The organism is Pseudomonas sp. Pse79 (assembly GCF_024519615.1).
Taxonomy (GTDB): Bacteria; Pseudomonadota; Gammaproteobacteria; order Pseudomonadales; family Pseudomonadaceae; genus Aquipseudomonas; species Aquipseudomonas veronii.
In genome coordinates, this window is record NZ_JALJRR010000030.1 from 34,873 (window position 1) to 56,372 (window position 21,500).

20 protein-coding genes are annotated in these 21,500 nt (G+C 60.6%); 13 read left to right on the plus strand and 7 right to left on the minus strand.

All coding sequences use genetic code 11. The features are described from left to right. Positions 1 to 355: 355 nt before the first annotated feature. The gene (locus tag NR164_RS26730) at positions 356 to 1,741 is read left to right on the plus strand and encodes an MFS transporter (RefSeq protein WP_057005513.1); all 1,386 of its coding nucleotides are present in this window, start codon (positions 356 to 358) and stop codon (positions 1,739 to 1,741) included. A gap of 58 nt (positions 1,742 to 1,799) precedes the next feature. On the opposite strand, the gene NR164_RS26735 is transcribed toward NR164_RS26730, so the two are convergent. The 4 genes from NR164_RS26735 to flgA all read right to left on the minus strand — a co-directional run bounded on the left by NR164_RS26735 (position 1,800) and on the right by flgA (position 4,394). Beyond that, the gene (locus NR164_RS26735; RefSeq protein ID WP_017849177.1) at positions 1,800 to 2,549 is read right to left on the minus strand and encodes a flagellar brake protein; all 750 of its coding nucleotides are present in this window, start codon (positions 2,547 to 2,549) and stop codon (positions 1,800 to 1,802) included. A gap of 96 nt (positions 2,550 to 2,645) precedes the next feature. Next, complete coding sequence (locus tag NR164_RS26740; protein WP_046382339.1) at positions 2,646 to 3,116, minus strand: flagella synthesis protein FlgN; 471 nt, start codon at positions 3,114 to 3,116, stop codon at positions 2,646 to 2,648. Positions 3,117 to 3,164: 48 nt separating this feature from the next. Next, the gene (gene flgM / locus NR164_RS26745; RefSeq protein ID WP_017849175.1) at positions 3,165 to 3,488 is read right to left on the minus strand and encodes a flagellar biosynthesis anti-sigma factor FlgM; all 324 of its coding nucleotides are present in this window, start codon (positions 3,486 to 3,488) and stop codon (positions 3,165 to 3,167) included. 141 nt (positions 3,489 to 3,629) lie between these two features. Continuing rightward, positions 3,630 to 4,394: a flagellar basal body P-ring formation chaperone FlgA gene (flgA, locus tag NR164_RS26750; RefSeq protein ID WP_032804943.1), complete on the minus strand. Its 765-nt coding sequence runs from the start codon at positions 4,392 to 4,394 to the stop codon at positions 3,630 to 3,632. Between the two features lie 81 nt (positions 4,395 to 4,475). Between flgA and NR164_RS26755 the strand changes: the two genes are divergently transcribed. From NR164_RS26755 to NR164_RS26785, 7 genes are all read left to right on the plus strand, one after another. Next, positions 4,476 to 5,408 carry a chemotaxis protein CheV gene (locus NR164_RS26755; protein WP_026140310.1) on the plus strand — a complete coding sequence of 311 codons (933 nt, stop codon included), beginning with the start codon at positions 4,476 to 4,478 and terminating at the stop codon, positions 5,406 to 5,408. A gap of 42 nt (positions 5,409 to 5,450) precedes the next feature. Next, positions 5,451 to 6,278 carry a protein-glutamate O-methyltransferase CheR gene (cheR, locus tag NR164_RS26760; RefSeq protein ID WP_026140309.1) on the plus strand — a complete coding sequence of 276 codons (828 nt, stop codon included), beginning with the start codon at positions 5,451 to 5,453 and terminating at the stop codon, positions 6,276 to 6,278. Between the two features lie 303 nt (positions 6,279 to 6,581). After that, the gene (flgB, locus tag NR164_RS26765; RefSeq protein ID WP_046382340.1) at positions 6,582 to 6,989 is read left to right on the plus strand and encodes a flagellar basal body rod protein FlgB; all 408 of its coding nucleotides are present in this window, start codon (positions 6,582 to 6,584) and stop codon (positions 6,987 to 6,989) included. A 3-nt stretch (positions 6,990 to 6,992) separates the two neighbouring features. After that, positions 6,993 to 7,436 (plus strand): flagellar basal body rod protein FlgC, encoded by a 444-nt coding sequence (gene flgC, locus NR164_RS26770; RefSeq protein ID WP_046382341.1) that lies wholly within the window; start codon positions 6,993 to 6,995, stop codon positions 7,434 to 7,436. Between the two features lie 16 nt (positions 7,437 to 7,452). Next, positions 7,453 to 8,178 carry a flagellar hook assembly protein FlgD gene (flgD, locus tag NR164_RS26775; protein WP_046482146.1) on the plus strand — a complete coding sequence of 242 codons (726 nt, stop codon included), beginning with the start codon at positions 7,453 to 7,455 and terminating at the stop codon, positions 8,176 to 8,178. 31 nt (positions 8,179 to 8,209) lie between these two features. Then, positions 8,210 to 9,526 carry a flagellar hook protein FlgE gene (flgE, locus tag NR164_RS26780; protein WP_079444543.1) on the plus strand — a complete coding sequence of 439 codons (1,317 nt, stop codon included), beginning with the start codon at positions 8,210 to 8,212 and terminating at the stop codon, positions 9,524 to 9,526. A gap of 188 nt (positions 9,527 to 9,714) precedes the next feature. Continuing rightward, positions 9,715 to 10,806: a hypothetical protein gene (locus NR164_RS26785; protein ID WP_256823496.1), complete on the plus strand. Its 1,092-nt coding sequence runs from the start codon at positions 9,715 to 9,717 to the stop codon at positions 10,804 to 10,806. A 103-nt stretch (positions 10,807 to 10,909) separates the two neighbouring features. Here the strand turns inward: NR164_RS26785 and NR164_RS26790 are convergent, their stop codons facing one another. Further along, positions 10,910 to 13,804, minus strand: a complete 2,895-nt coding sequence (locus NR164_RS26790; protein ID WP_046382345.1) for a ribonucleoside-diphosphate reductase subunit alpha — start codon at positions 13,802 to 13,804, stop codon at positions 10,910 to 10,912. 785 nt (positions 13,805 to 14,589) lie between these two features. On the opposite strand from NR164_RS26790, the gene NR164_RS26795 reads away from it, so the two are divergent. After that, positions 14,590 to 15,315 (plus strand): response regulator, encoded by a 726-nt coding sequence (locus NR164_RS26795; RefSeq protein ID WP_046382346.1) that lies wholly within the window; start codon positions 14,590 to 14,592, stop codon positions 15,313 to 15,315. Beyond that, positions 15,312 to 16,922, plus strand: a complete 1,611-nt coding sequence (locus tag NR164_RS26800; RefSeq protein WP_046489255.1) for an ATP-binding protein — start codon at positions 15,312 to 15,314, stop codon at positions 16,920 to 16,922. Before NR164_RS26795 ends, NR164_RS26800 begins: the two co-directional genes overlap by 4 nt. A 90-nt stretch (positions 16,923 to 17,012) precedes the next feature. On the opposite strand, the gene NR164_RS26805 is transcribed toward NR164_RS26800, so the two are convergent. Continuing rightward, a complete protein-coding gene (locus NR164_RS26805) occupies positions 17,013 to 17,729 on the minus strand; it encodes a 4'-phosphopantetheinyl transferase (RefSeq protein ID WP_256823497.1) in 717 nt (238 codons plus the stop codon). 132 nt (positions 17,730 to 17,861) lie between these two features. Between NR164_RS26805 and NR164_RS26810 the strand changes: the two genes are divergently transcribed. The 3 genes from NR164_RS26810 to NR164_RS26820 are packed head-to-tail and all read left to right on the plus strand — an operon-like array spanning position 17,862 to position 20,209. Further along, positions 17,862 to 18,170, plus strand: coding sequence for a hypothetical protein (locus tag NR164_RS26810; protein ID WP_046382349.1), 309 nt, complete (start codon positions 17,862 to 17,864; stop codon positions 18,168 to 18,170). An 18-nt stretch (positions 18,171 to 18,188) separates the two neighbouring features. Then, positions 18,189 to 18,866, plus strand: coding sequence for a response regulator (locus tag NR164_RS26815; RefSeq protein WP_046382350.1), 678 nt, complete (start codon positions 18,189 to 18,191; stop codon positions 18,864 to 18,866). Further along, positions 18,863 to 20,209 carry an ATP-binding protein gene (locus tag NR164_RS26820; RefSeq protein WP_046382351.1) on the plus strand — a complete coding sequence of 449 codons (1,347 nt, stop codon included), beginning with the start codon at positions 18,863 to 18,865 and terminating at the stop codon, positions 20,207 to 20,209. The genes NR164_RS26815 and NR164_RS26820 overlap by 4 nt, the downstream gene beginning before the upstream one ends. Positions 20,210 to 20,230: 21 nt before the next feature. Here NR164_RS26820 and NR164_RS26825 read toward each other — a convergent pair whose 3' ends face one another. Beyond that, positions 20,231 to 21,229, minus strand: a complete 999-nt coding sequence (locus NR164_RS26825; RefSeq protein WP_079444539.1) for an AraC family transcriptional regulator — start codon at positions 21,227 to 21,229, stop codon at positions 20,231 to 20,233. Positions 21,230 to 21,500 lie beyond the last annotated feature (271 nt).

The window sequence follows — 21,500 nt, forward strand, 5'->3', positions numbered from 1 at the left end:
ATCCATAAGACTGGAAAACAATGTTGATAAAACAGTAACAATTAGCGGCGATACGCATCGGCGACGCCGGCGTGCGGGTAATCATGTGCAGGCGCGGCGGGGGGCTTTTGGGGCGTGCTCGGTCTTTTCAACACTCGGTCGAACCTTGCGCGTGATCGAGGTTCACAGGTGGTGCGGCGAGTATTTCGCGCAACCTTGTACCTTGTGTGTCACCCGGTAGCGTCTGAGCTGTAGTCCATCGTTTTCACACAAAATATTCCCCGGAAACAGCGCCTGGTGCCTGTCCGGACCCGACCCCCGGGACTATCATGCCGGTAGCCCTGACCCTCACTGCAAGGAGCCGCTCGGAACGCCGATGCGCCAGATCTGGAAATCTTTTCGAGCCCTTTATTTCGCCTCCTTGATGATGCTGATCGGCTCCGGCCTGCTCAGTACGTACCTGGCCTTGCGCCTGGCGGCCGACAACGTCGACAGCCTGTGGGTCGGCGCGCTGATGGCGGCCAACTATTCCGGCCTGGTACTGGGCGGCAAGATCGGCCACCGCCTGATCGCCCGGGTCGGGCATATCCGTGCGTATGCCACCTGTGCCGGGATCGTCGGCGCGGCGGTGTTGGGCCATGGCCTGATCGACTGGCTGCCGGCCTGGATCGTGCTGCGGGTCATCGTGGGCCTGGGGATGATGTGCCAGTACATGGTCATCGAAAGCTGGCTTAACGAGCAGGCGGATGCCAAGCAGCGTGGCGTAGTGTTCAGCGGCTATATGATTGCGTCCTACCTTGGCCTGGTGCTGGGGCAGTTGATCCTGGTGATGCATCCCCAACTCGGCCCCGAGTTGCTGATGCTGGTCGCGCTGTGCTTCGCCCTGTGCCTGGTGCCGGTGGCGATGACCCGGCGCATTCACCCGGCGCCCCTGCGTCCGGCGCCGATGGAGCCACGCTTCTTTATCCAGCGGGTGCCGCAGTCGTTGAGCACGGTGCTGGGGGCGGGGTTGATCGTTGGTTCGTTCTACGGTTTGGCGCCGCTCTATGCGTCCCAGCAGGGGCTGAGTACCGAGCAGGTCGGTCTCTTCATGGGTAGCTGCATTTTTGCCGGGTTGGTGGTGCAGTGGCCGTTGGGCTGGCTGTCGGACCGTTACGATCGCGCACTGTTGATTCGCTGCTTCGCCCTGTGCCTGGCGGTGGCAGCATTGCCGTTGGCGATCCTGAGCAAGGTGCCGCTGGAAGTGCTGTTCGTGGCCGGGTTCCTGTGTTCGCTGGTGCAGTTCTGCCTGTACCCGCTGGCCGTGGCGTTTTCCAACGACCACGTCGAAGGCGATCGTCGGGTATCGCTGACGGCCATGCTGCTGGTGACCTATGGCGTGGGCGCCAGTATCGGGCCGTTGCTGGCCGGTGTGGTGATGAAGCTGTTTGGCAGCCAGATGCTGTACGCGTTTTTCAGCCTGTGCGCGCTGATCCTGGTGTGGCGTATCCGGCCTAAAGCGGTGACCAACCTGCATCAGGTCGACGATGCACCGCTGCAGCACGTGGCAATGCCTGACAGCATGTCCAGCTCGCCGCTGGTGGCGGCCCTCGATCCGCGGGTCGATGAGCAGATGGTGCAGGAGCAGATGCAGACGGCGGTTGTCGAGCCCGAGCCTGAAACCGACGCGGAATCATCGGCGGATGAGCCGCTCTTTGAAGGGCCGCCGGAACCACCGGGCCCGGATGAGCATCCCCACGGCCTCAGCAGGGCGCGCCCCTGAATGCAAAAACGGGCAGATCCCCAAAGGGTCTGCCCGTTTTTTATCGCGATCTGAATGCTTAAAAATCGTCGTCTTTGTCGAAGCGTCGTGCTTCGCGTTGCAACTGGTACACAAAACGCTCGACCTGGCGCTGCACCAGGCCGCTCATGTTGTGGAAGCGCACGCCGGCGAAGGTGGTGTTGATCTTCTCTTCGAAGTGCAGGTAACGCAGTTCGACCGAGGTGGTCATGCTGCCAAAGGGCAGTGCGGCGATAAAACGGTCGTAGACCTGGCCCAACTGCAGGCGCTCGGAAATATCGCCTTCAAAGCGCAATTTGCAGCCGGTGGCGGAGATATCCAGCAGCTTGCCGCTGACCGGCGCCTTGAGTTTCTCGCCGCCCAACTCGATATTCACCAATTGCGCGAGTTTCAGCGCGGCGCGGAACGCATTGCGGCGCTGATGGTAGACCACTTCGTCCGGCATGTTGCCGCTGTAGATACGGTGGCCGCCTTTTTCGCTGATGCTCAGGGTGCCGTTGCTTTCCCAGGCAACGCGCACGCCGTCGTGAAAGCCTTCGATGCGGAAGGGTTCGCCATTCTCAAGGTAGCGTTCGCCGTCGCGGGGGATCATTTCGTCCAGGGCCAGGGTCTTGCTGTCCCGGTCGACGTCGACCAGGTAGCTTTGAAAGCGCTGGCTGCGTTCATGGAAGGTGATGATCAGCGGGTCATGGCTTTCTTGCAGCATGCGCAAGGTGCCAGCGATTTCCAGAGGCGTGGTGAACACCTTGGGTGGCTGCGGAGCTTCTTCCGCATTAAGGGCGTTGAACACGGTTCTTCCATCTCCAGACAATATACGACTACACGCAAGAACCATCATTTTGCCAGTATGTCGCACGCCTTGGATAGGGCGCACGTTAAACCGACGTCAGGCTTGGCTGCGGGTGCTTGGCTTGACCATGCGCGAGGTAGAGCCTTGGGCGTTATACAGGGCCGGAGGTTCGCCGCCATGGAGTATGCGCAACTGATTGGCGGTCGTGGCTTGCTGAAGCTGGATCGACTGACCGTTGAGCAGGTTGGCTTCCTGACACTGGGTGAGTAATTGATTGAGTTCTTTGCTCTGGGCCAGCAACCGATCGCCGACCGAGGAATGACTGGCCAACTGTGCGAGGCCGTCTTGATCTGCCGGTAGGCCGAGGCTGACGAGAATCTGGCTACGCTTCTTGCCGTGCTGTTCCAGCAGGACAATCAGCGACTGCTTGCGCGCCAGGATTTCTTCCAGCAGCGGCATATCCCGGCCATAGAGGGCCAGGGATTCTTCTTTGAGCAGCTCGAGCAATTGTTGCGTCGGCGCCAGATCATCAATGATCAGTTGAAGCAGATTTTCGTCGTGGTGCATGGCTGGCCTTGGGTTTTAAGCGTCCAAAAGCCTGGCGCAGGCCTTTGCCTAGCGCTCGGCTTCGAAGTTAAGCAGCTTGCTGGCTACACGGTTGCTGTCGACTTTATAGCTGCCATCGGCGATTGCCTGTTTCAATTCGGCCACACGGGCTTGATTGACGACGGGTTGATCGCGCAGCGAGTCAGTGACCTTCTGCAACTGTTGAGCCTCATTGCTCAGGTGTACGGATTCCCCGCTTTGGCTGGCGCCGGCCTGTTCCGCTTTGGCGGGCAGAGGCTGGGCCTTGGCGTCTACGCTGTCCTTGGTGCCGCTGGTGCGCGTAGTGCCTGGCAAAGCCGGGGCGTTATTCAAACGGCTGAAATCGATGACCATGATAAAAAACCTCTGGGTATTTGGACGCTTGCCATGGTTTCGGCCATACCCGGACAAACTTTAGGCGCGATTGACAATAAACCTGCATGCACGAACGTCAGGCGTACAGTGTAGGAAAAGCTGGCGTCCTATTCCAGTGATCTATAAAGCCACCTCGACTTGGCCCGGCGCGGTGACCCGTGCCTTGATGACGCGGTTGGAATTGAGGTTCTTGACCCGGATCTGTTCGCTCATGCCGCCGTTGGACAGCGCTTCGCCCGGCATCTTCACATTCAGCCCGCCGCTGCTGGCGGAAATGATGACCTGGTCGCCCTTGCGAATGACTTCTGCCTGTTCAAGATGGACCAGGGTGATGACCTGGTCGGCGACCATTGGTCGGGTCAATCGTTGCCCGACAGCCTGGTCCACTGACGTCAGGTAACCCTGATTGATCAGGCTGATGTCCCGCTCGCGCAAGATGACATCCTCATAGCCGATGATTCCGCTGCGTTTGAGCGGCCGCGACACCACGACGACATCGCGGAACAGTTTGACCTGGGCGGGCACGAACACGGTCCAGGGCGAGGTCCCTTCACAGCGCACCTTGACCGTCACGCGACCAATGGGTTGGGCCGGGCTTTCCAGGCTGGCTGTCAATTCCTTGTCGCACATCGGCATGCGCAGGCGCGGATCCAATTGGTTGACCTGGATTTCATAGCGTCCTGGCGTCTGGGTGGTTGCCAGATAATCTTCTACAGTGAATTCAAGAAAGCCTTGGGTGACGCCGATAAGTAGATCAGGCAAGGTGACGTCGGCGGCGCGGGCAGTGATGCCTGCGCCCACGGCAAACAACGCCATCCAGGCGCAGAGCAATCTGCGATACCGTGAGTGGCGAGTGCGTCGGGAAACTGTCGTTTTCATATCCATAGCCAATAAAAAGCAAAGCTCGTGCCGTTTAGTGTTGGGTGCGCGTCGTACCCCCAAAGGTTTTAGCGTAGGAGTCTGGGCATGGCAGGTGTAATGGATTCAGTAAACCAGCGCACACAGCTGGTAGGGCAGAATCGCCTGGAGTTGTTGCTTTTTCGCCTGGACGGCAAGCAGCTCTATGGCATCAACGTGTTCAAAGTGCGGGAAGTGCTGCAGTGTCCCAAGCTGACGATCATGCCCAAGTCGAGCCCGGTGGTGTGTGGCGTAGCCAACATCCGTGGCGCGACCATCCCGATTCTCGACCTGGCATTGGCCACGAGTTCGGCCGGCCTGCAAGACCGCGAAAACCCGTTTGTGATCATTACCGAATACAACACCAAGACCCAGGGTTTCCTGGTGCGCTCGGTGGAACGTATCGTCAACATGAACTGGGAAGAGATCCATCCGCCGCCCAAGGGCACCGGTCGCGATCACTACCTCACGGCGGTGACGCGAGTAGACAACCAGTTGGTCGAAATCATCGACGTGGAGAAAATCCTCGCCGAAGTCGCACCGACTTCCGAAGCGATTTCGGTTGGCGTCGTCGATGCCGAAACGGCGCACAAGGCGGTTTCGCTGCGGGTGCTGACGGTGGACGACTCCTCGGTGGCGCGTAAACAGGTGACCCGTTGCCTGCAAACCATCGGCGTTGAGGTGGTGGCGCTCAACGATGGCCGCCAGGCGCTGGATTACCTGCGCAAACTGGTGGACGAAGGCAAGAAGCCGGAAGAAGAATTCTTGATGATGATTTCCGACATCGAGATGCCGGAAATGGACGGCTATACCCTCACGGCTGAAATACGCAACGATCCACGCATGCAAAAATTGCATATCATCCTGCATACTTCGTTGTCGGGCGTATTCAATCAGGCGATGGTCAAGAAGGTCGGTGCTGACGACTTCCTGGCTAAGTTCCGCCCTGATGACCTGGCATCCCGGGTAGTCGACCGGATCAAGGCAGCAGATCACGGCTAGGGGAATTTCCCTGGCGGTCACACGATTTAAGAGGCGGTATCATTGTCTACGGGTAATTTGGATTTCGAACAGTTCCGGGTCTTCCTGGAAAAAGCCTGTGGCATATTGCTCGGTGAAAACAAGCAGTATCTGGTATCCAGCCGTCTCAACAAACTGATGGAACAGCAGGGCATCAAGTCCCTCGGTGAGTTGGTCCAGCGGATTCAGAGCCAGCCGCGCAGCGGGCTCAAGGAAATGGTGGTCGATGCCATGACCACCAACGAAACCCTATGGTTTCGCGACACCTACCCCTTTGAGGTACTCAAGAGCAAAGTGCTGCCCGAGGCGATCAAGGCCAGCCCGGGTCAGCGTTTGCGGATCTGGTCGGCAGCCTGTTCCTCGGGGCAGGAACCGTACTCGATTTCGATGGCGATCGACGAGTTCGAACGGACGAACATGGGCCAGTTGAAGGCCGGCGCGCAAATTGTCGCCACCGATCTGTCGGGCACCATGCTCACCAACTGCAAGACCGGCGAGTACGACAGCCTGGCCCTGGGCCGCGGTTTGTCCCCGGAACGCCTGCAGCGTTACTTCGACCCGAAAGGGGCGGGGCGCTGGGCGGTCAAGGCGCCGATCAAGAACCGGGTGGAGTTTCGCTCGTTCAACCTGCTCGACAGCTACGCCAGCCTGGGCAAGTTCGACATGGTGTTCTGCCGTAACGTGCTGATCTACTTCTCGGCCGAAGTGAAGAAAGACATCTTGCTACGCATCCACGGCACGCTCAAGCGCGGGGGGTATCTGTTCCTCGGTGCATCCGAGGCGCTGAACGGCCTGCCGGATCATTTCCAGATGGTGCAGTGCAGTCCTGGGATCATTTACCAGGCCAAGTAAGTCGCACGCAGTCAAAGTGTGGGAGGGGGCTTGCCCCCGATAGCGGTGTGTCAGTCTCAGTATCTATGACTGAACCACCGCTATCGGGGGCAAGCCTCCTCCCACATTTGTTTTGCGGCAAGGTAAAAGCGGCAACTCCCGATTGCCGCTTTACTGGCGCCACGCGGAAACCGCTTGCCGCTTTTCTGGCATTGCCGCCGGCAATCTCTGCGTAACCCCTTGATATATGGGCTTTAGCCAGATTGGCATGCACCTTGCTATAACCCTGTTAACGAACAGCAGGTCAGCCTAAAGGTTTCCGCCATGAGCATCAGCTTCGATAAAGCGCTCGGTATCCACGAACAAGCCCTCGGCTTTCGCGCCCAGCGTGCCGAAGTCCTGGCCAACAACATTACCAACGCCGACACCCCGAACTACAAGGCTCGGGACCTGGATTTCTCCGCCGTGCTCGCCGCACAGCAGGACAAGACCAAGAACGGCACCTTCGCCTTGAACATGACCAACAGCCGTCATATCGAAGCGCAAGGCCTGAGCAGTGGCGACGAATCGCTGCTGTATCGCACGCCGATGCAGCCGTCGATCGACCAGAACACCGTCGACGCGCAGTTGGAGCAATCGGCCTACGCCGAGAACTCGGTGAACTTCCAGGCCAGCTTCACCCTGCTCAACAGCAAATTCAAAGGGCTGATGTCAGCCCTGCGTGGAGAGTAAGCCATGTCCTTAGCCAGTGTTTTCAATATTGCCGGTAGTGGCATGAGCGCGCAGACCACGCGCCTGAACACCGTCGCCAGTAACATCGCCAACGCCGAGACGGTGTCTTCGAGCATTGACCAGACCTACCGCGCCCGTCACCCGGTGTTCGCCACCATGTTTCAGGGCGGCCAGAGCAGCGGCGGCGATTCGCTGTTCCAGAATCAGGACGCTGCCGGGCAAGGCGTGCAGGTACTCGGCGTGGTTGAAGACCAGAGCAATCTGGAAGCGCGCTATGAGCCTAATCACCCTGCGGCGAACGAAAAAGGCTACGTGTACTACCCGAACGTCAACGTGGTCGAGGAAATGGCTGACATGATCTCTGCCAGTCGCTCGTTCCAGACCAACGCGGAAATGATGAACACCGCCAAAACCATGATGCAGAAGGTCCTGACCCTGGGTCAGTGATAAGGGGCGCCAAACAATGGCCATTGTTGATACGACGAACAACTCGGCAGTCCAGGACCTGTTCAACAGCAAGGTCAAGACTGCGACGGACAACAGCAGCCTCAGCACCGCCACCAAGACGGCAACGGGCAACCAGTCGCTGGGCAAGGATGCGTTCCTGCAACTGTTGGTGACCCAACTGAAGAACCAGAACCCGCTGTCGCCTCAGGACAACGGTGCGTTCGTGGCTCAGTTGGCGCAGTTCAGTAGCCTGGAAGGCATCAACACCCTGAACGACTCGGTAAACAGCATCTCCAGCAACTTCAGCTCGTCGCAAGCATTGCAGGCTTCGTCGCTGGTCGGTCGCTCGATCATTACCCAGACCGACAAGGCGCTGGTGGACACCAGCAAGAGCATGACCGGCTCGGTCGCAGTGACGGCGGCAACGGGCAACGTCTCGGTCAAGATTACCGACAAAGACGGTGTCGTGGTGCGTACCCTCGATATGGGCGCACAGAGCGCGGGCAGTTCCGACTTCATCTGGGATGGCAAGAACGCCAACGGTGAGGTCGCCCCGGCAGGGACTTACACCTTTACGGCCACCACCAAGAATGACGCGGGCGACGCAGTGGCTCTGGCCACTTCGCTGCCGGCGACGGTCACCAGCGTGACCCTGAGCAAGACCGGCGGCGAAATGCTGCTCAACCTTGCAGGCGGCATGGGCAGCGTCAAGCTGTCGCAAATTCAGACTATCGGTACATAGAGCCGGCTAGATACGGCAGAGGGAGAGAAACATGTCTTTTAACATCGGCCTGAGCGGCCTCTATGCGGCCAACAAACAACTGGACGTGACCGGCAACAACATCGCCAACGTCGCGACCACTGGCTTCAAATCGTCCCGTGCGGAATTCGCGGACATCTACGCGGCGTCCAAGCTGGGCACCGGCCAGAACAGCATCGGTAACGGTGTGAACCTGGCGGCCGTGTCCCAGCAATTCACCCAGGGCGACGTCAACAACAGTGGCGGCATCCTGGACATGGCGATCCAGGGCGGTGGCTTCTTCGTACAGAAGGGTAGCGACGGTTCGCTGGAATACACCCGTAGTGGTGCTTTCCGTGCGGACAAAGACGGCTACATCACCAACAACACCGGTACTTCGCGCCTGCAAGGCTACGCGGCGGATGACAACGGCAAGATCGTCAAGGGTGGCTTGGTCGACCTGCAACTCAACTTGTCGAACCTGCCGCCAAAAGCCTCCAGCACCGTCGATTCCAGCAGTAACCTGAACTCCTCGGAGCCGGTGATCGACCAGGTGGCCAAGCCATTCAACCCAACCGACACCAAGACCTTCACCACCCAGTACAGCACCACCTTGTACGACACCCAAGGCAACGCTCACCCGATGGTGCAGTACCTGGTGAAGACGGACTCCAACCAATGGAAGTCCTACACCTTGATCGACGGGCGTAACCCTGACGGTACCCCGATCAGTGGCGCAGGCGCGGTGGCACCTGTCGCGTCGACCCTGACGTTCGACACGGCCGGTAAGCTCGCTGGCGTGGTCACCCCGCCCAGCGCAGTCTCCAACACCACCCTGACCATTTCCAACTGGAAACCGGGCACCGTGACCAACGGTGTATGGACTGCTAACGGCGCCGCGGCCAACACCGGCGGTATTGCGGTCAACATGGCGAATATCACCCAGTACAATTCGGCCAGCTATCGTAACCCGCCGGTCACCGATGGCTATGCCACCGGCCAGATCACCGGGCTGAAAATCGACGGCAGCGGTGTACTGTTCGCCACCTTCAGCAACCAGCAGAGCAAGGCCATTGGCCAGATCTCCCTGGCCAGCTTCAACAACGAACAAGGCCTGCAACCGGCAGGCGGCACGGCCTGGAGAGAGACCTTTGCCTCGGGCCAACCGGGATACGACACCCCTCAAGCCGGCACCCTCGGTTCGATCGTGGCCAACTCCCTGGAGAACTCCAACGTCAACCTGACCAACGAGCTGGTGGACCTGATCAAGGCCCAGAGCAACTACCAGGCGAACGCCAAGACCATCTCCACCCAGAGCACCATCATGCAGACCATCATCCAGATGACCTGATGCGCTGACGCTGCACAAGAAGCCCCTCGATCGAGGGGCTTTTTTTTGCGTTTTATTTGGCATCAGGACCTTTTCCCATCCCCGATGCGGTTACGAGATGACATGCCTTTGTTGGAACGCGCCACACCTGTCTTTCCACCTATCTAGCCGAGAGGCGTTGGGTTGTTTCATTACCTGGGAGAGGCGGTATGTGGAATTCATCGATATCCGGCCAAAGGGCTGGGGGGGTGCGTTACGAGGATGGGGGGGGAGGGCAGTACCTGAAGGGGGTCAACCAGTCTGATGGCACCAAGGACGACAAGGGGGCCGTCAAGGACAGTATCACGAAGCTGATCAAGGAGCTTGAAGATGCCGAAAAAACCTCCAAGAACCAGACGGCCCAGGAGCTGCGGGACAAGCTGAATGAAAAGCGAAAGGAGCTCGGCGAAGAGAAGTTCAAGGAGATCCTCGAAGAGGTGAAGAAAGACGCGCCTGAGGGCTTTCAGGCGTTCATGAAGAGAGCCTTCCCGGAGGAATTTCCGGATGGCCCGGATGCGCCGCCGTCACCAGCACCGTCTCCATCCCCCTCTCCGGACGGCGGTGGGGGCGGGGGGGGCGGCGGAGGCGGAGGCGGTGGAGGCGGCGGTGGTTTCGGCCCCAGCGAGTCCATGAGCGACAAGCCGATTACCGAAGGCGCGAAGCATTTCGACTACAAGCCCGATGACAGCGAGCCGGGGAAAAAACCGGAGAATATCTGGAGCGGTTTCAGACAGGGGCCGGACGGCAATTGCGTGACGGTTTCAGCGATTAAAGCCGCCATGATGCAATTTGGCGAGAAGCCCACCGACGTCTTCAAAGAGGTCAAGGAGACGGGTAATGGCTACTCTGTGACCATGCGCGATGGTGTCAAGGTTGACCTGACCAAGGATGAAGTGCGGCTGGCTGCCACCCATGCACGTTTCCAGGGCGATGACCCGAAAATGATGACCAACGCCAATTTCATGTTTGCAGTCAGCGCAAAACGGGCGCAATTGGAAAACAACGACGGCACTGCCGGACGCAGCTTTCTGGATGGCATACGTACCCTCAATGATGGCGAGTACAGCCGGGAAGGCTTGGACCGTCTGGGCTTGCGCAAAAATTACCGGCAGGCCACGGATGCCGACTTGCGAAGCGGCAAGGTGGGGACGGTGGAGTATGGCGGTCATTCGATGGCGGTGATCGGTGGCCGGATTGAGCTGTGGGGCAAGCGGGGCGGGGTGCCCCGGTCGGGGATTGCGACCATATTGTTCGACGACTGATGAGCCTTTGCCCAGGCAAAAGAAAACCCCGATAAACCCAACTGCAGCAAGGGATTATCGGGGTTTTCCAATCCCGGGCCATCAAGCCCGGAACGTGCTCAGCTTATTGGCAGGCTTCGCAATCCGGCTCGTCGATCGCGCAGGCTTTCGGCACGGGGGCCGGGCCGGCCGGTGCGGCGAGCACCGAGTCATCACCGTGGTTGCCGCTGGAAACCGCGTTCAGCTTGCCGGTGTTGATGGTCGACTTCTCGGTGCTGGTCGCGGCCAGGGCACGGAGGTAGTAAGTGGTTTTCAGGCCACGGTACCAAGCCATGCGGTAGGTCACGTCGAGCTTCTTGCCCGAAGCGCCGGCGATGTACAGGTTCAGCGACTGCGCCTGGTCGATCCACTTCTGGCGACGGCTGGCGGCGTCAACGATCCATTTGGTGTCCACTTCGAAGGCAGTCGCGTAGAGCTCTTTGAGTTCTTGCGGGATGCGCTCGATCTGCTGCACCGAACCGTCGTAGTACTTCAGGTCGTTGATCATGACCGAGTCCCACAGGCCGCGGGCTTTCAGGTCGCGAACCAGGTACGGGTTGATCACGGTGAATTCGCCCGACAGGTTCGATTTCACATACAGGTTCTGGTAGGTCGGTTCGATCGACTGCGACACGCCAGTGATGTTGGCGATGGTCGCGGTCGGTGCGATGGCCATGATGTTGGAGTTACGGATACCTTTCTGCACACGGGCACGTACCGGCGCCCAGTCCAGGGATTCGTTCAGGTCAACGTCGATGTACTTCTGGCCACGTTGCGCGATCAGGATCTGTTGCGAATCCAGCGGCAGGATGCCTTTGGACCACAGCGAGCCCTGGAACGTCTCGTAGGCGCCGCGCTCGTCGGCCAGGTCGCAGGAAGCCTGGATCGCGTAGTAGCTGACCGCTTCCATGGACTTGTCGGCGAACTCGACCGCGGCGTCCGAACCGTAAGGAATGTGCTGCAGGTACAAAGCGTCCTGGAAGCCCATGATCCCCAGGCCAACCGGACGGTGCTTGAAGTTGGAGTTCTGCGCCTGTGGCACCGAGTAGTAGTTGATGTCGATGACGTTATCGAGCATGCGAACAGCGGTGTTGACAGTGCGCTCCAGCTTGGCGGTGTCCAGCTTGCCGTTGACGATGTGGTTCGGCAGGTTGATCGAGCCCAGGTTGCAAACAGCGATCTCGTCCTTGTTGGTGTTCAAGGTGATCTCGGTGCACAGGTTCGAGCTGTGGACCACGCCTACGTGCTGCTGCGGGCTGCGCAGGTTGCACGGGTCTTTGAAGGTCAGCCATGGGTGGCCGGTTTCAAACAGCATGGACAGCATTTTACGCCACAGGTCTTTGGCCTGGATGGTCTTGAACAGCTTGACCTTGCCTGGGTACTCGGTGAGGGCTTCGTAGTACTCGTAGCGCTCTTCGAAGGCCTTGCCGGTCAGGTCGTGCAGGTCCGGCACTTCGGACGGCGAGAACAGGGTCCACTTGCCGTCGTCGAAGACACGCTTCATGAACAGGTCAGGAATCCAGTTGGCGGTGTTCATGTCGTGGGTACGACGACGGTCATCGCCGGTGTTCTTGCGCAGCTCGATGAACTCTTCAATGTCCATGTGCCAGGTTTCCAGGTAGGCACATACAGCGCCTTTGCGCTTGCCACCCTGGTTGACCGCTACGGCGGTGTCGTTGACGACTTTCAGGAACGGTACGACGCCCTGGGACTTGCCGTTGGTGCCCTTGATGTACGAACCCAGTGCGCGCACCGGGGTCCAGTCGTTGCCCAGGCCGCCGGCGAATTTGGACAACATGGCGTTGTCGTGGATCGCGTGGTAGATGCCCGACAGGTCGTCCGGCACGGTGGTCAGGTAGCAGCTCGACAGCTGTGGACGCAGGGTACCGGCGTTGAACAGGGTCGGCGTGGACGACATGTAGTCGAAGGACGACAACAGGTTGTAGAACTCGATGGCGCGGTCTTCTTTGTGCTTCTCTTCAATCGCCAGGCCCATGGCCACGCGCATGAAGAACACTTGCGGTAGTTCGAAGCGGATACCGTCCTTGTGGATGAAGTAACGGTCGTACAGGGTTTGCAGGCCCAGGTAGGTGAACTGCTGGTCGCGCTCGTGGTTGATCGCCTTGCCGAGTTTTTCCAGGTCGAAGGTGGCCAGGACCGGGTTCAGCAATTCGTATTCGATACCCTTGGCGATGTAGGCCGGCAGGGCCTTGGCGTACAGGTCGGCCATCTCGTGGTGGGTGGCGCTGTCGGCTACGCCGAGGAAGCCCAGGCCTTCGGCACGCAGGGTGTCCATCAGCAGGCGCGCGGTGACGAACGAGTAGTTCGGCTCGCGTTCAACCAGGGTACGGGCAGTCATCACCAGGGCGGTGTTGACGTCGGTCAGGGCCACGCCGTCGTACAGGTTCTTCAGGGTTTCGCGCTGGATCAGGTCGCCGTCGACTTCTTCCAGGCCTTCGCAGGCCTCGGTGATGATGGTGTTCAGGCGGCCCAGGTCCAGCGGCGCGAAGGTGCCGTCGGCCAGGGTGATGCGGATCGATGGGTGCGCGTGTACGGCGGCTTCGTCGGCCGGGGAGCGAACGGCACGTTCCTTGGCGCGCGAATCACGGTAGATCACGTAGTCGCGGGCGACTTTCTGCTCGCCGGCACGCATCAGGGCCAGTTCGACCTGGTCCTGGATTTCTTCGATGTGGATGGTGCCGCCCGAAGGCATGCGACGCTTGAAGGTCGCGGTGACTTGTTCGGTCAGGCGGGCAACGGTGTCGTGGATGCGCGACGAGGCGGCAGCGTTGCCGCCTTCAACTGCAAGAAACGCTTTGGTGATGGCGACGGTGATTTTGTCATCGGTGTAAGGAACGACAGTGCCGTTACGCTTGATCACGCGCAGTTGGCCGGGTGCAGTGGCGGACAGATCCATATTCGAATCAGCGGCCTGCGGCACGGAGCCCTGCGGGTTCTCGCGAGTTGTGTCGGTTTGCATGGGGGGTTGTCTCCACATTCTATATTTATTTGGGCACCATCACGGTGCCCACCGTTCCGTCCTGAAGCACTTACAGCAGGCCTTGGCCTGGCATAACAACTTCGGGACAGGAGGAAGGGGGGCTTATCGCGCCGCTTCCATGCCGAAGTCTTCGGTTTGGCGCTCAAAAGCGCCTCGCCGTATTCCTGGTGGGTGACAGTTGCCCGGTTCAAGCACTGCAACACCCGTACCGTTTTGCGCTGTTGGAGCGCTAAAACGGTTGCCATCCGCATGAGCGGTTTGGGCTTTCAAAAAATGCTGGAGTTGGACCAAACAGGAGCAAGAAAGGGCTTGAGTTTCTTGTCTGATTTGTGTTTGGTCTTTTAGTTCAAAACCCTACATGTAGGGTTTTTTTGGCGCCGAGGTACAAGATAATGCGTTTTTGGAGGCTTAGCAATCCAGGGGCTGTGGATAACGCTGTGAGTAAAATGTGTATGAAACGTAGAATGCCCGTGTAGGCCGCAGTACTGCGGGACCGCGCCGTTTGTCACTGAATATTCCAAGAAAAAAACGGCTCTTTGGATTTTTGAGGGCGCGAACCCTATCACAAAAAAACCTCATCACCGAATGCATTTCCTGGCTTGTGTTCGAGGGTTGGGGCATGGCTACAATCGATCATTGTTATGCCCTCACAACATTACAAATAAGGTGTGGCTGGCGAAGATCAACATGTGGGAGGGAGCAAGCCCCCTCCCACATTTGATCAAGCAGACCAACCAATCCCCTAATAACAACGAGGATTACCTGTGGAGCATGAAGCCTGGCAAATCCTGATCGTCGAGGATGACGAGCGATTGGCCGAGTTGACCCGTGATTACCTGGAGAGCAACGGCCTGCGCGTGTCGGTGGAAAGCGACGGCGCCCAGGCTGCGGCGCGGATCATCGCCGAACAGCCGGACCTGGTGATCCTCGACCTGATGCTGCCCGGCGAAGATGGCCTGAGCATCTGCCGCAAGGTGCGCGAGCGCTACGACGGGGTGATCCTCATGCTCACCGCGCGTACCGACGACATGGACCAGGTATTGGGCCTGGACATGGGCGCCGACGACTACGTGTGCAAACCCGTGCGCCCGCGCCTGCTGCTGGCGCGTATCCAGGCCCTGTTGCGCCGCAGCGAGCCGGCGGAACCGGCCGTCGCGCAAAACCAGCGCCGCCTGCAATTCGGCCCGCTGCTCGTGGATAACGCCCTGCGCGAAGCCTGGCTGCAGGGCGACGGCATCGAACTGACCAGCGCCGAGTTCGACCTGCTGTGGCTGCTGGTGGCGAATGCCGGGCGCATCCTGTCGCGCGAAGAAATCTTCATCGCCCTGCGCGGCATCGGCTACGACGGCCAGGACCGCTCGATCGACGTGCGTATCTCGCGCATCCGTCCGAAGATCGGCGACGATCCGATCCACCCGCGCCTGATCAAGACCGTGCGCAGCAAAGGCTATCTGTTCGTCCCCGAAGCCGCTGGCGACATACCGCTGTGAACTCGATCTTCCTGCGCATCTACGGCGGCATGTGCGCGGCGCTGATCCTGGTGGCGCTGCTGGGCGTGCTGGCGTTGCACCTGCTCAACGACGTGCGCAGCGGGCAGTACCGCGAGCGTCTGGCCCACGGCACCTTTGCCTTGATGGGCGACAACCTGCAACCCATGAGCGCGATCGAGCGCCAGCGTGCGCTGGCGGTGTGGGAGCGCCTGTTGGGCATTCCCCTGATGCTGCGCACGTACACCGATGCCCAACTGGACCTCGGCCAACGCACCCGCCTGCAGCATGGCCAGGTGCTGGTGCAACAGACCGGCCCCCATGCGGCGCGGGTCCTGCGTTTGGTCAGCGAGCAGGATCAGTTGGTGCTGGAAGGTGAAGTGCAACAGATCAGCGAGCAATTGGCGCGGGCGACGATCTACCTGTTGGCCGACGAGTTGGTGCGTTTTCCGGTGGCCGAGCAACCGCAACGCCTGGCGGATATAAAGGAAGCCAAAGGGTTTGGCTTCGAGATGCACCTGATGGCCCTCGATCAGGCCGATATGGACGACGACCAGCGCCGCCGCGTGTCGGAGGGCGATACGGTGATGGCGCTGGGCAAGGGCGGCGACTCGATTCGGGTGTTTGCCGGCATGGTCGGCACGCCCTGGGTGCTTGAAATCGGCCCGTTGTATCAAATGAACCCGTACCCGGCGCAATGGTTGATCCTGATCGCATTGATCGGCCTGACCCTGATTGGCCTGATCGTTTATCTGTTGGTGCGTCAGCTCGAGCGCCGGCTCAGAGGCCTGGAGGCCGCTGCCACGCGTATTGCCAAAGGCAACCTGGAAGTGCGCGTGCCCGCGCGCGGCGCCGACTCGGTGGGGCGCCTGGCCGCCGCCTTCAATGGCATGGCCGAGCACCTGCAGCAGTTGCTCGCGATCCAGCGCGAACTGGTGCGCGCGGTGTCCCACGAGTTGCGCACCCCGGTGGCGCGCCTGCGTTTCGGCCTGGAGATGATCGGCGAGGCCGCCACCCCGCAGGCCCGGCGCAAATACCTCGAAGGCATGGACAGCGATATTCAGGACCTCGACGGCCTGGTCGACGAAATGCTCACCTACGCGCGCCTGGAGCAGGGCGCGCCGGAGCTGAATTTCCAGCGGGTCGACCTCAATGCGTTGCTCGACCAGGTGATCGGCGAATTATCGCCACTGCGCCCGCAGGTCAGCGTGAGCCGTGGTATCTGCCTGTCATCGGTGCATTGGGACGATGCCTGGGTCGATGCCGAACCGCGCTACCTGCACCGCGCCCTGCAGAACCTGGTGAGCAACGCCATGCGCCATGCCCAGGGCCGGGTGCTGATCAGTTACCAGGTCGGCCAGGTGCGCTGCCGCATCGATGTGGAAGACGATGGTCCTGGCGTACCGGAAAGCGCCTGGGAACGCATCTTCACGCCGTTCCTGCGCCTGGACGACAGCCGCACCCGCGCCTCGGGCGGGCATGGCCTGGGCTTGTCGATTGTGCGGCGGATTATTCATTGGCATGGCGGGCGGGCATTGATCAGCAAGAGCAACAACCTGGGAGGAGCGTGCTTCAGCCTGAGTTGGCCACGGGACCAGGATAAATCCTGATACTGCTATCGGGAGCAAGCCGAACCCTCGCACCGCCCCTCTTGGAATGCATTCCAGTGTGGGAGGGGGCTTGCCCCCGATGACGCTCGATCAGACGCCGATTGCTACAAGGCTCAACAACTGATCCCCATCCACCGCAAATTGCCCAACCAACTCCTTGCCGTGGCACCACTCGCCGGACAACTCCGTCAGCAGCCGCAACCGCATCTGGCCGTGCTCGGACCATTCCACCACTTCGGCATGCTCAAAGTAGAAGCGCTTCTGCACGATCGGGTAGAGCGCCTTGAACAGGCTCTCCTTGGCCGAAAACGTCAGTGTCACCAGCCGCGCATGTTGCTCACGCGGCAACCCGGCCATGCGCTGCAACTCATCGGCGGTGAGAATTTCCCCCGCCAGGCGTTCCGCGCGCTCCAGGCTCAGGACATTTTCCAGGTCCATCCCCAGCCCGCGCCATTGCGCCTTGTGCCCGACGATTGCCGCCGCGTGCCCGCTGCTGTGGGTGATGGAGCCGCTGATGTGCGGCGGCCACACCGGCGCCCGGTCTTCGCCGATTGCCGGCACGCAGTCCAGGTTATCGAGTTGTTGCAAGGCGGCGCGGGCGCATAACCGTCCGGCGAGAAACTCCGCCTGGCGCTTGGCCACCGAACGCTGGATGCTCGCCGGCGGCGGCACCGCGCTGCGTTGGAAATCACCGGGGATCAACAGGGCCGGATCAAAGCGCGTACTGAGCAACACCGTGCCCGGCAAGGGATCGGGCAGTGGCCAATGGGCGTCGAGTGGGGTGCAGCAAGCGGGTAGGGGCGTCATGGGCGGTATTTTGCCGAGTTGGCGCGCCAGTGGATAGTCCGTAGCGGTTCAGGCCAGGTTCAGAGCCTGTTCAGGGGGAGTTCAGGGGCGCTTGCGTAGTGTGGGCCTACAGCCTACGTGGAGGTAAGTACCATGACTGCAATCAAGAAGCTGATGTTGGCGTTGACCATGTTCAGTGCCACCGCCGGGGCGCAGGCCAGCGATGGCGCCTTTGCGGCATTCGGTAGCGAGAGAACCAAGAAATCCAGCACGCTGATGCAGCGTGTGAGCTTCGAGGCGGTGCGCAGCCAGGCCGCGCCTTGGGGCCAGTCGCTGGGTTCGAGCAGCCCGCAGGCGACGTATCGTGCCGGCTATGAGCATCTTGGTGGCCAATACAATGGCATTAAACTGCGCCCGCAAGACCTGCAGGGCCGCTATGATATCCCTCTGTCGGACTGTTGATTTGCTTTGGAGAGCCTTATGAAATTGCTGGTCGTGGAAGATGAGGCTCTGTTGCGTCATCACCTGTATACCCGCCTGACCGACAGCGGGCACGTGGTCGAAGCCGTGGCCAACGCGGAGGAGGCCTTGTACCAGACTGGCCAATTCAACCATGACCTGGCGATCATCGACCTCGGCCTGCCCGGCATGGGCGGTCTTGATCTGATCCGCCAACTGCGCGCCCAGGACAAGACCTTCCCGATCCTGATCCTCACCGCTCGCGGCAACTGGCAGGACAAGGTCGAAGGCCTGGCCGCTGGCGCCGACGACTACGTGGTCAAGCCGTTCCAGTTCGAAGAACTGGAAGCGCGGATGAACGCGTTGCTGCGTCGTTCCAGCGGCTTTACCCAATCGACCATCGTCGCCGGCCCCTTGCTGCTGGACCTCAACCGCAAGCAGGCCTCGTTGGACGAGCAGCCCCTGGCGCTGACCGCCTACGAGTACCGGATTCTCGAGTACCTGATGCGTCACCATCAGCAGGTAGTGCCCAAGGACCGCTTGATGGAGCAGCTCTACCCCGATGACGACGAGCGCGACCCGAATGTCATCGAAGTGCTGGTCGGCCGCCTGCGCCGTAAACTGGAAGGCCCGGGCGGGTTCAAGCCGATCGACACCGTGCGCGGCCTGGGCTATCTGTTCAATGAGCGCTGTCGTTGATTCGCTCGTTACGTGTGCGCTTGATGCTGGCGGCCGCCACCCTGGCCGTGCTGTTTATGCTGGGTTTGTTGCCGGCCATGCAGGGCGCGTTCAGCCTGGCCTTGCAGGACTCGATCGAGCAGCGCCTGGCGTCGGACGTCACCACCTTGATTTCGGCGGCGCGGGTCGAAAACAACCGCCTGCAGATGCCGGCGCAGTTGCCGGACGAACGCTTCAACCTCACCGATAGCCGGTTGCTCGGTTATATCTACGACCGCGAAGGCCATCTGGTGTGGCGCTCGCGGGCAACCCAGGAAGAAAACATCAACTACAGGCCGCGCTATGACGGGCGCGGTAATGAGTTTGCGCGGATTCGCGAGGGCAATGGCCAGGAATTCTTCGTGTATGACGTCGAGGTCAAACTGCTCGGCGGCAAGAGTGCGGCGTTCAGCATCGTCGCGCTGCAACCGGTGCGCGAATACCAGTTGACCCTCGAAGGCCTGCGCGAAAACCTCTACCTGGGCTTCGGCGCGGCGTTGCTGGTGTTGCTGACGTTGCTCTGGCTGGGCCTGACCTGGGGCCTGCAAGCGTTGCGGCGCCTGAGCCAGGAGCTGGACCAGATCGAAGGCGGCACCCGCGAAAGCCTCAGCGAAGAACACCCGCGCGAACTGCTGCGCCTCACCGGGTCTCTCAACCGCTTGCTGCACAGTGAACGCGAGCAGCGTACCCGCTACCGCGACTCCCTCGACGACTTGGCCCACAGCCTGAAAACCCCGCTGGCGGTGTTGCAGGGCGTGAGCGAAGACATGGCCCAGCGCCCCGAAGACCGCGACCAGGCCTGGGTGCTGCAATCGCAGATCGAACGCATGAGCCAGCAGATCAGCTACCAGTTGCAGCGTGCCAGCCTGCGTAAAAGCGGCCTGGTACGCCATCAGGTACGCCTGCAGCCGGTACTGCAAAGCCTGTGCGACACGCTGGACAAGGTCTACCGCGACAAGCACGTCAAAGTGAGCTTCGTATTGCCGGACGCGTGCGATGTGCCCATCGAAAAAGGCGCCTTGCTGGAACTGCTCGGCAACCTGCTGGAAAACGCCTACCGCCTGTGCCTGAGCGAAGTGCGTATCAGCCTGGTGGAAAGCCTGGATGGCATCGAACTGTGCATCGAAGATGACGGCCCCGGTGTGCCGCCCGACCAGCGCGCGCGGATTCTGCAACGGGGCGAGCGGCTGGACCGTCAGCACCCGGGGCAGGGGATCGGCCTGGCGGTGGTCAAGGACATCATTGAAAGCTACGGCGCGCGCCTGACCCTGGGCGACTCGCCTTTAGGGGGCGCGGCGTTCAAGATCCACTTTCCGGCCGTTTGACCTTCCTTGAGTGGCGCCTGCCTAACTCTCCTGTGCCCGATAAGCCCCCGGCGTCAATCCCGTCCACTTCTTGAACGCCCGATGAAACGCCGACGGCTCGGAGAACCCGAGCTGTTCGGCAATTTCCTGCAATGACAGATCCGCGCGTCCCAGGTGGTAAATGGCGATGTCCCGCCGCAGCTCATCCTTGAGCGCTTGAAAACTGCTGCCTTCTTCACGCAGATGTCGGCGCAGGGTCTGCGGGCTGATGTGCAGGTGCTGGGCAACGGCGTCCAGGTCCGGCCAGGGTGTGCGGTCACGGCTGAGCAGGCGGCGGATCTGGCTGCTCAAACTGTCGCCTTCATCGGGACGCGACAACAAGTCGGCGGGGGAGCGCTGCAGGAAATGCTTGAGGGTGCGCTCGTCCTGCAGCAGCGGCAGGCTCAAGTAACGCGCAGGAAACACCAGGCTGCTGTTCGGTGCGCCGAACACCTGCGGGCAGGGAAACAACAGGTCGTATTCGCTGGCGTGGGCCGGCATCGGGTAGCTGAACGTGGCCTGCTGCAGGCGGATGCGCTGGCCGATCAACCAACTGCCGAGGCGATGCCAGATCAGCAGCAGGGATTCGCTGAGAAAGTGATCCGGGTCCCCGAGCTGGGAGTCGTCCAGGCTCAAGCGGGCCATTTCGCCTTCCCGTGTCAGCTGCCAACGCGGACCTTGTGGGAATAGGCTGTAAAACAACAAGCCGCGTTCGAGTGCCTTCTCCAGGGTGCGGCAATGGATCAGCGCGTGGCACATCATGGCGAACGTGCCGCGCTTGCTCGGACCTTCGGCAAAGCCCAGGTATTCGTCGTCCAGCGCGAGCCAGAGCATTTGCAACAGCCGGGTAAATTGTTCCGGGGCGATGCGGGCGCGGGGTTCGTTCAGCAGTTCCGGGGTGATGCCCACCTGCTGCAACAGGCCCGAGTAGTCGTAGCCGGCCCGGCGCGCACCGCCGAGGGCCGCTCGGGCGTAGTGACTGGCGATGGTACGTTCGCGCATGCAAGGGCCTCGTCCATGGAAGGGCGGATGGTAGCCATCACCCGCTACAGCGACAAGGCGGATATCCGCCAAATTGTAGGACGAGACACGGCGAGTTGGCGGAAACCCGCCATGCAATGGACGGCGCTCAGGCGCGCCTTGATCCCTCCAGCCCTGATGTTTAAGGGGCTTCAGGCCGTTTCAGCAAAGTGGCACGACGTTTGCGATAAGGATTACAGCGCAGGCTTGGTCCTACAGGTCTCGCAAACAACAAATCCCTCCAGTGCAGGAG

What these genes read in the sequence shown, in the direction of transcription:
- NR164_RS26730 (WP_057005513.1), top strand. Translation starts at nt 356, where the DNA reads ATGCGCCAGATCTGGAAATCTTTTCGAGCCCTTTATTTCGCCTCCTTG.
- NR164_RS26740 (WP_046382339.1), bottom strand. Translation starts at nt 3,116, where the DNA reads ATGCACCACGACGAAAATCTGCTTCAACTGATCATTGATGATCTGGCG.
- flgM (WP_017849175.1), bottom strand. Translation starts at nt 3,488, where the DNA reads ATGGTCATCGATTTCAGCCGTTTGAATAACGCCCCGGCTTTGCCAGGC.
- flgA (WP_032804943.1), bottom strand. Translation starts at nt 4,394, where the DNA reads ATGGATATGAAAACGACAGTTTCCCGACGCACTCGCCACTCACGGTAT.
- NR164_RS26755 (WP_026140310.1), top strand. Translation starts at nt 4,476, where the DNA reads ATGGCAGGTGTAATGGATTCAGTAAACCAGCGCACACAGCTGGTAGGG.
- flgB (WP_046382340.1), top strand. Translation starts at nt 6,582, where the DNA reads ATGAGCATCAGCTTCGATAAAGCGCTCGGTATCCACGAACAAGCCCTC.
- flgC (WP_046382341.1), top strand. Translation starts at nt 6,993, where the DNA reads ATGTCCTTAGCCAGTGTTTTCAATATTGCCGGTAGTGGCATGAGCGCG.
- flgD (WP_046482146.1), top strand. Translation starts at nt 7,453, where the DNA reads ATGGCCATTGTTGATACGACGAACAACTCGGCAGTCCAGGACCTGTTC.
- flgE (WP_079444543.1), top strand. Translation starts at nt 8,210, where the DNA reads ATGTCTTTTAACATCGGCCTGAGCGGCCTCTATGCGGCCAACAAACAA.
- NR164_RS26785 (WP_256823496.1), top strand. Translation starts at nt 9,715, where the DNA reads ATGTGGAATTCATCGATATCCGGCCAAAGGGCTGGGGGGGTGCGTTAC.
- NR164_RS26790 (WP_046382345.1), bottom strand. Translation starts at nt 13,804, where the DNA reads ATGCAAACCGACACAACTCGCGAGAACCCGCAGGGCTCCGTGCCGCAG.
- NR164_RS26805 (WP_256823497.1), bottom strand. Translation starts at nt 17,729, where the DNA reads ATGACGCCCCTACCCGCTTGCTGCACCCCACTCGACGCCCATTGGCCA.
- NR164_RS26810 (WP_046382349.1), top strand. Translation starts at nt 17,862, where the DNA reads ATGACTGCAATCAAGAAGCTGATGTTGGCGTTGACCATGTTCAGTGCC.
- NR164_RS26815 (WP_046382350.1), top strand. Translation starts at nt 18,189, where the DNA reads ATGAAATTGCTGGTCGTGGAAGATGAGGCTCTGTTGCGTCATCACCTG.
- NR164_RS26825 (WP_079444539.1), bottom strand. Translation starts at nt 21,229, where the DNA reads ATGCGCGAACGTACCATCGCCAGTCACTACGCCCGAGCGGCCCTCGGC.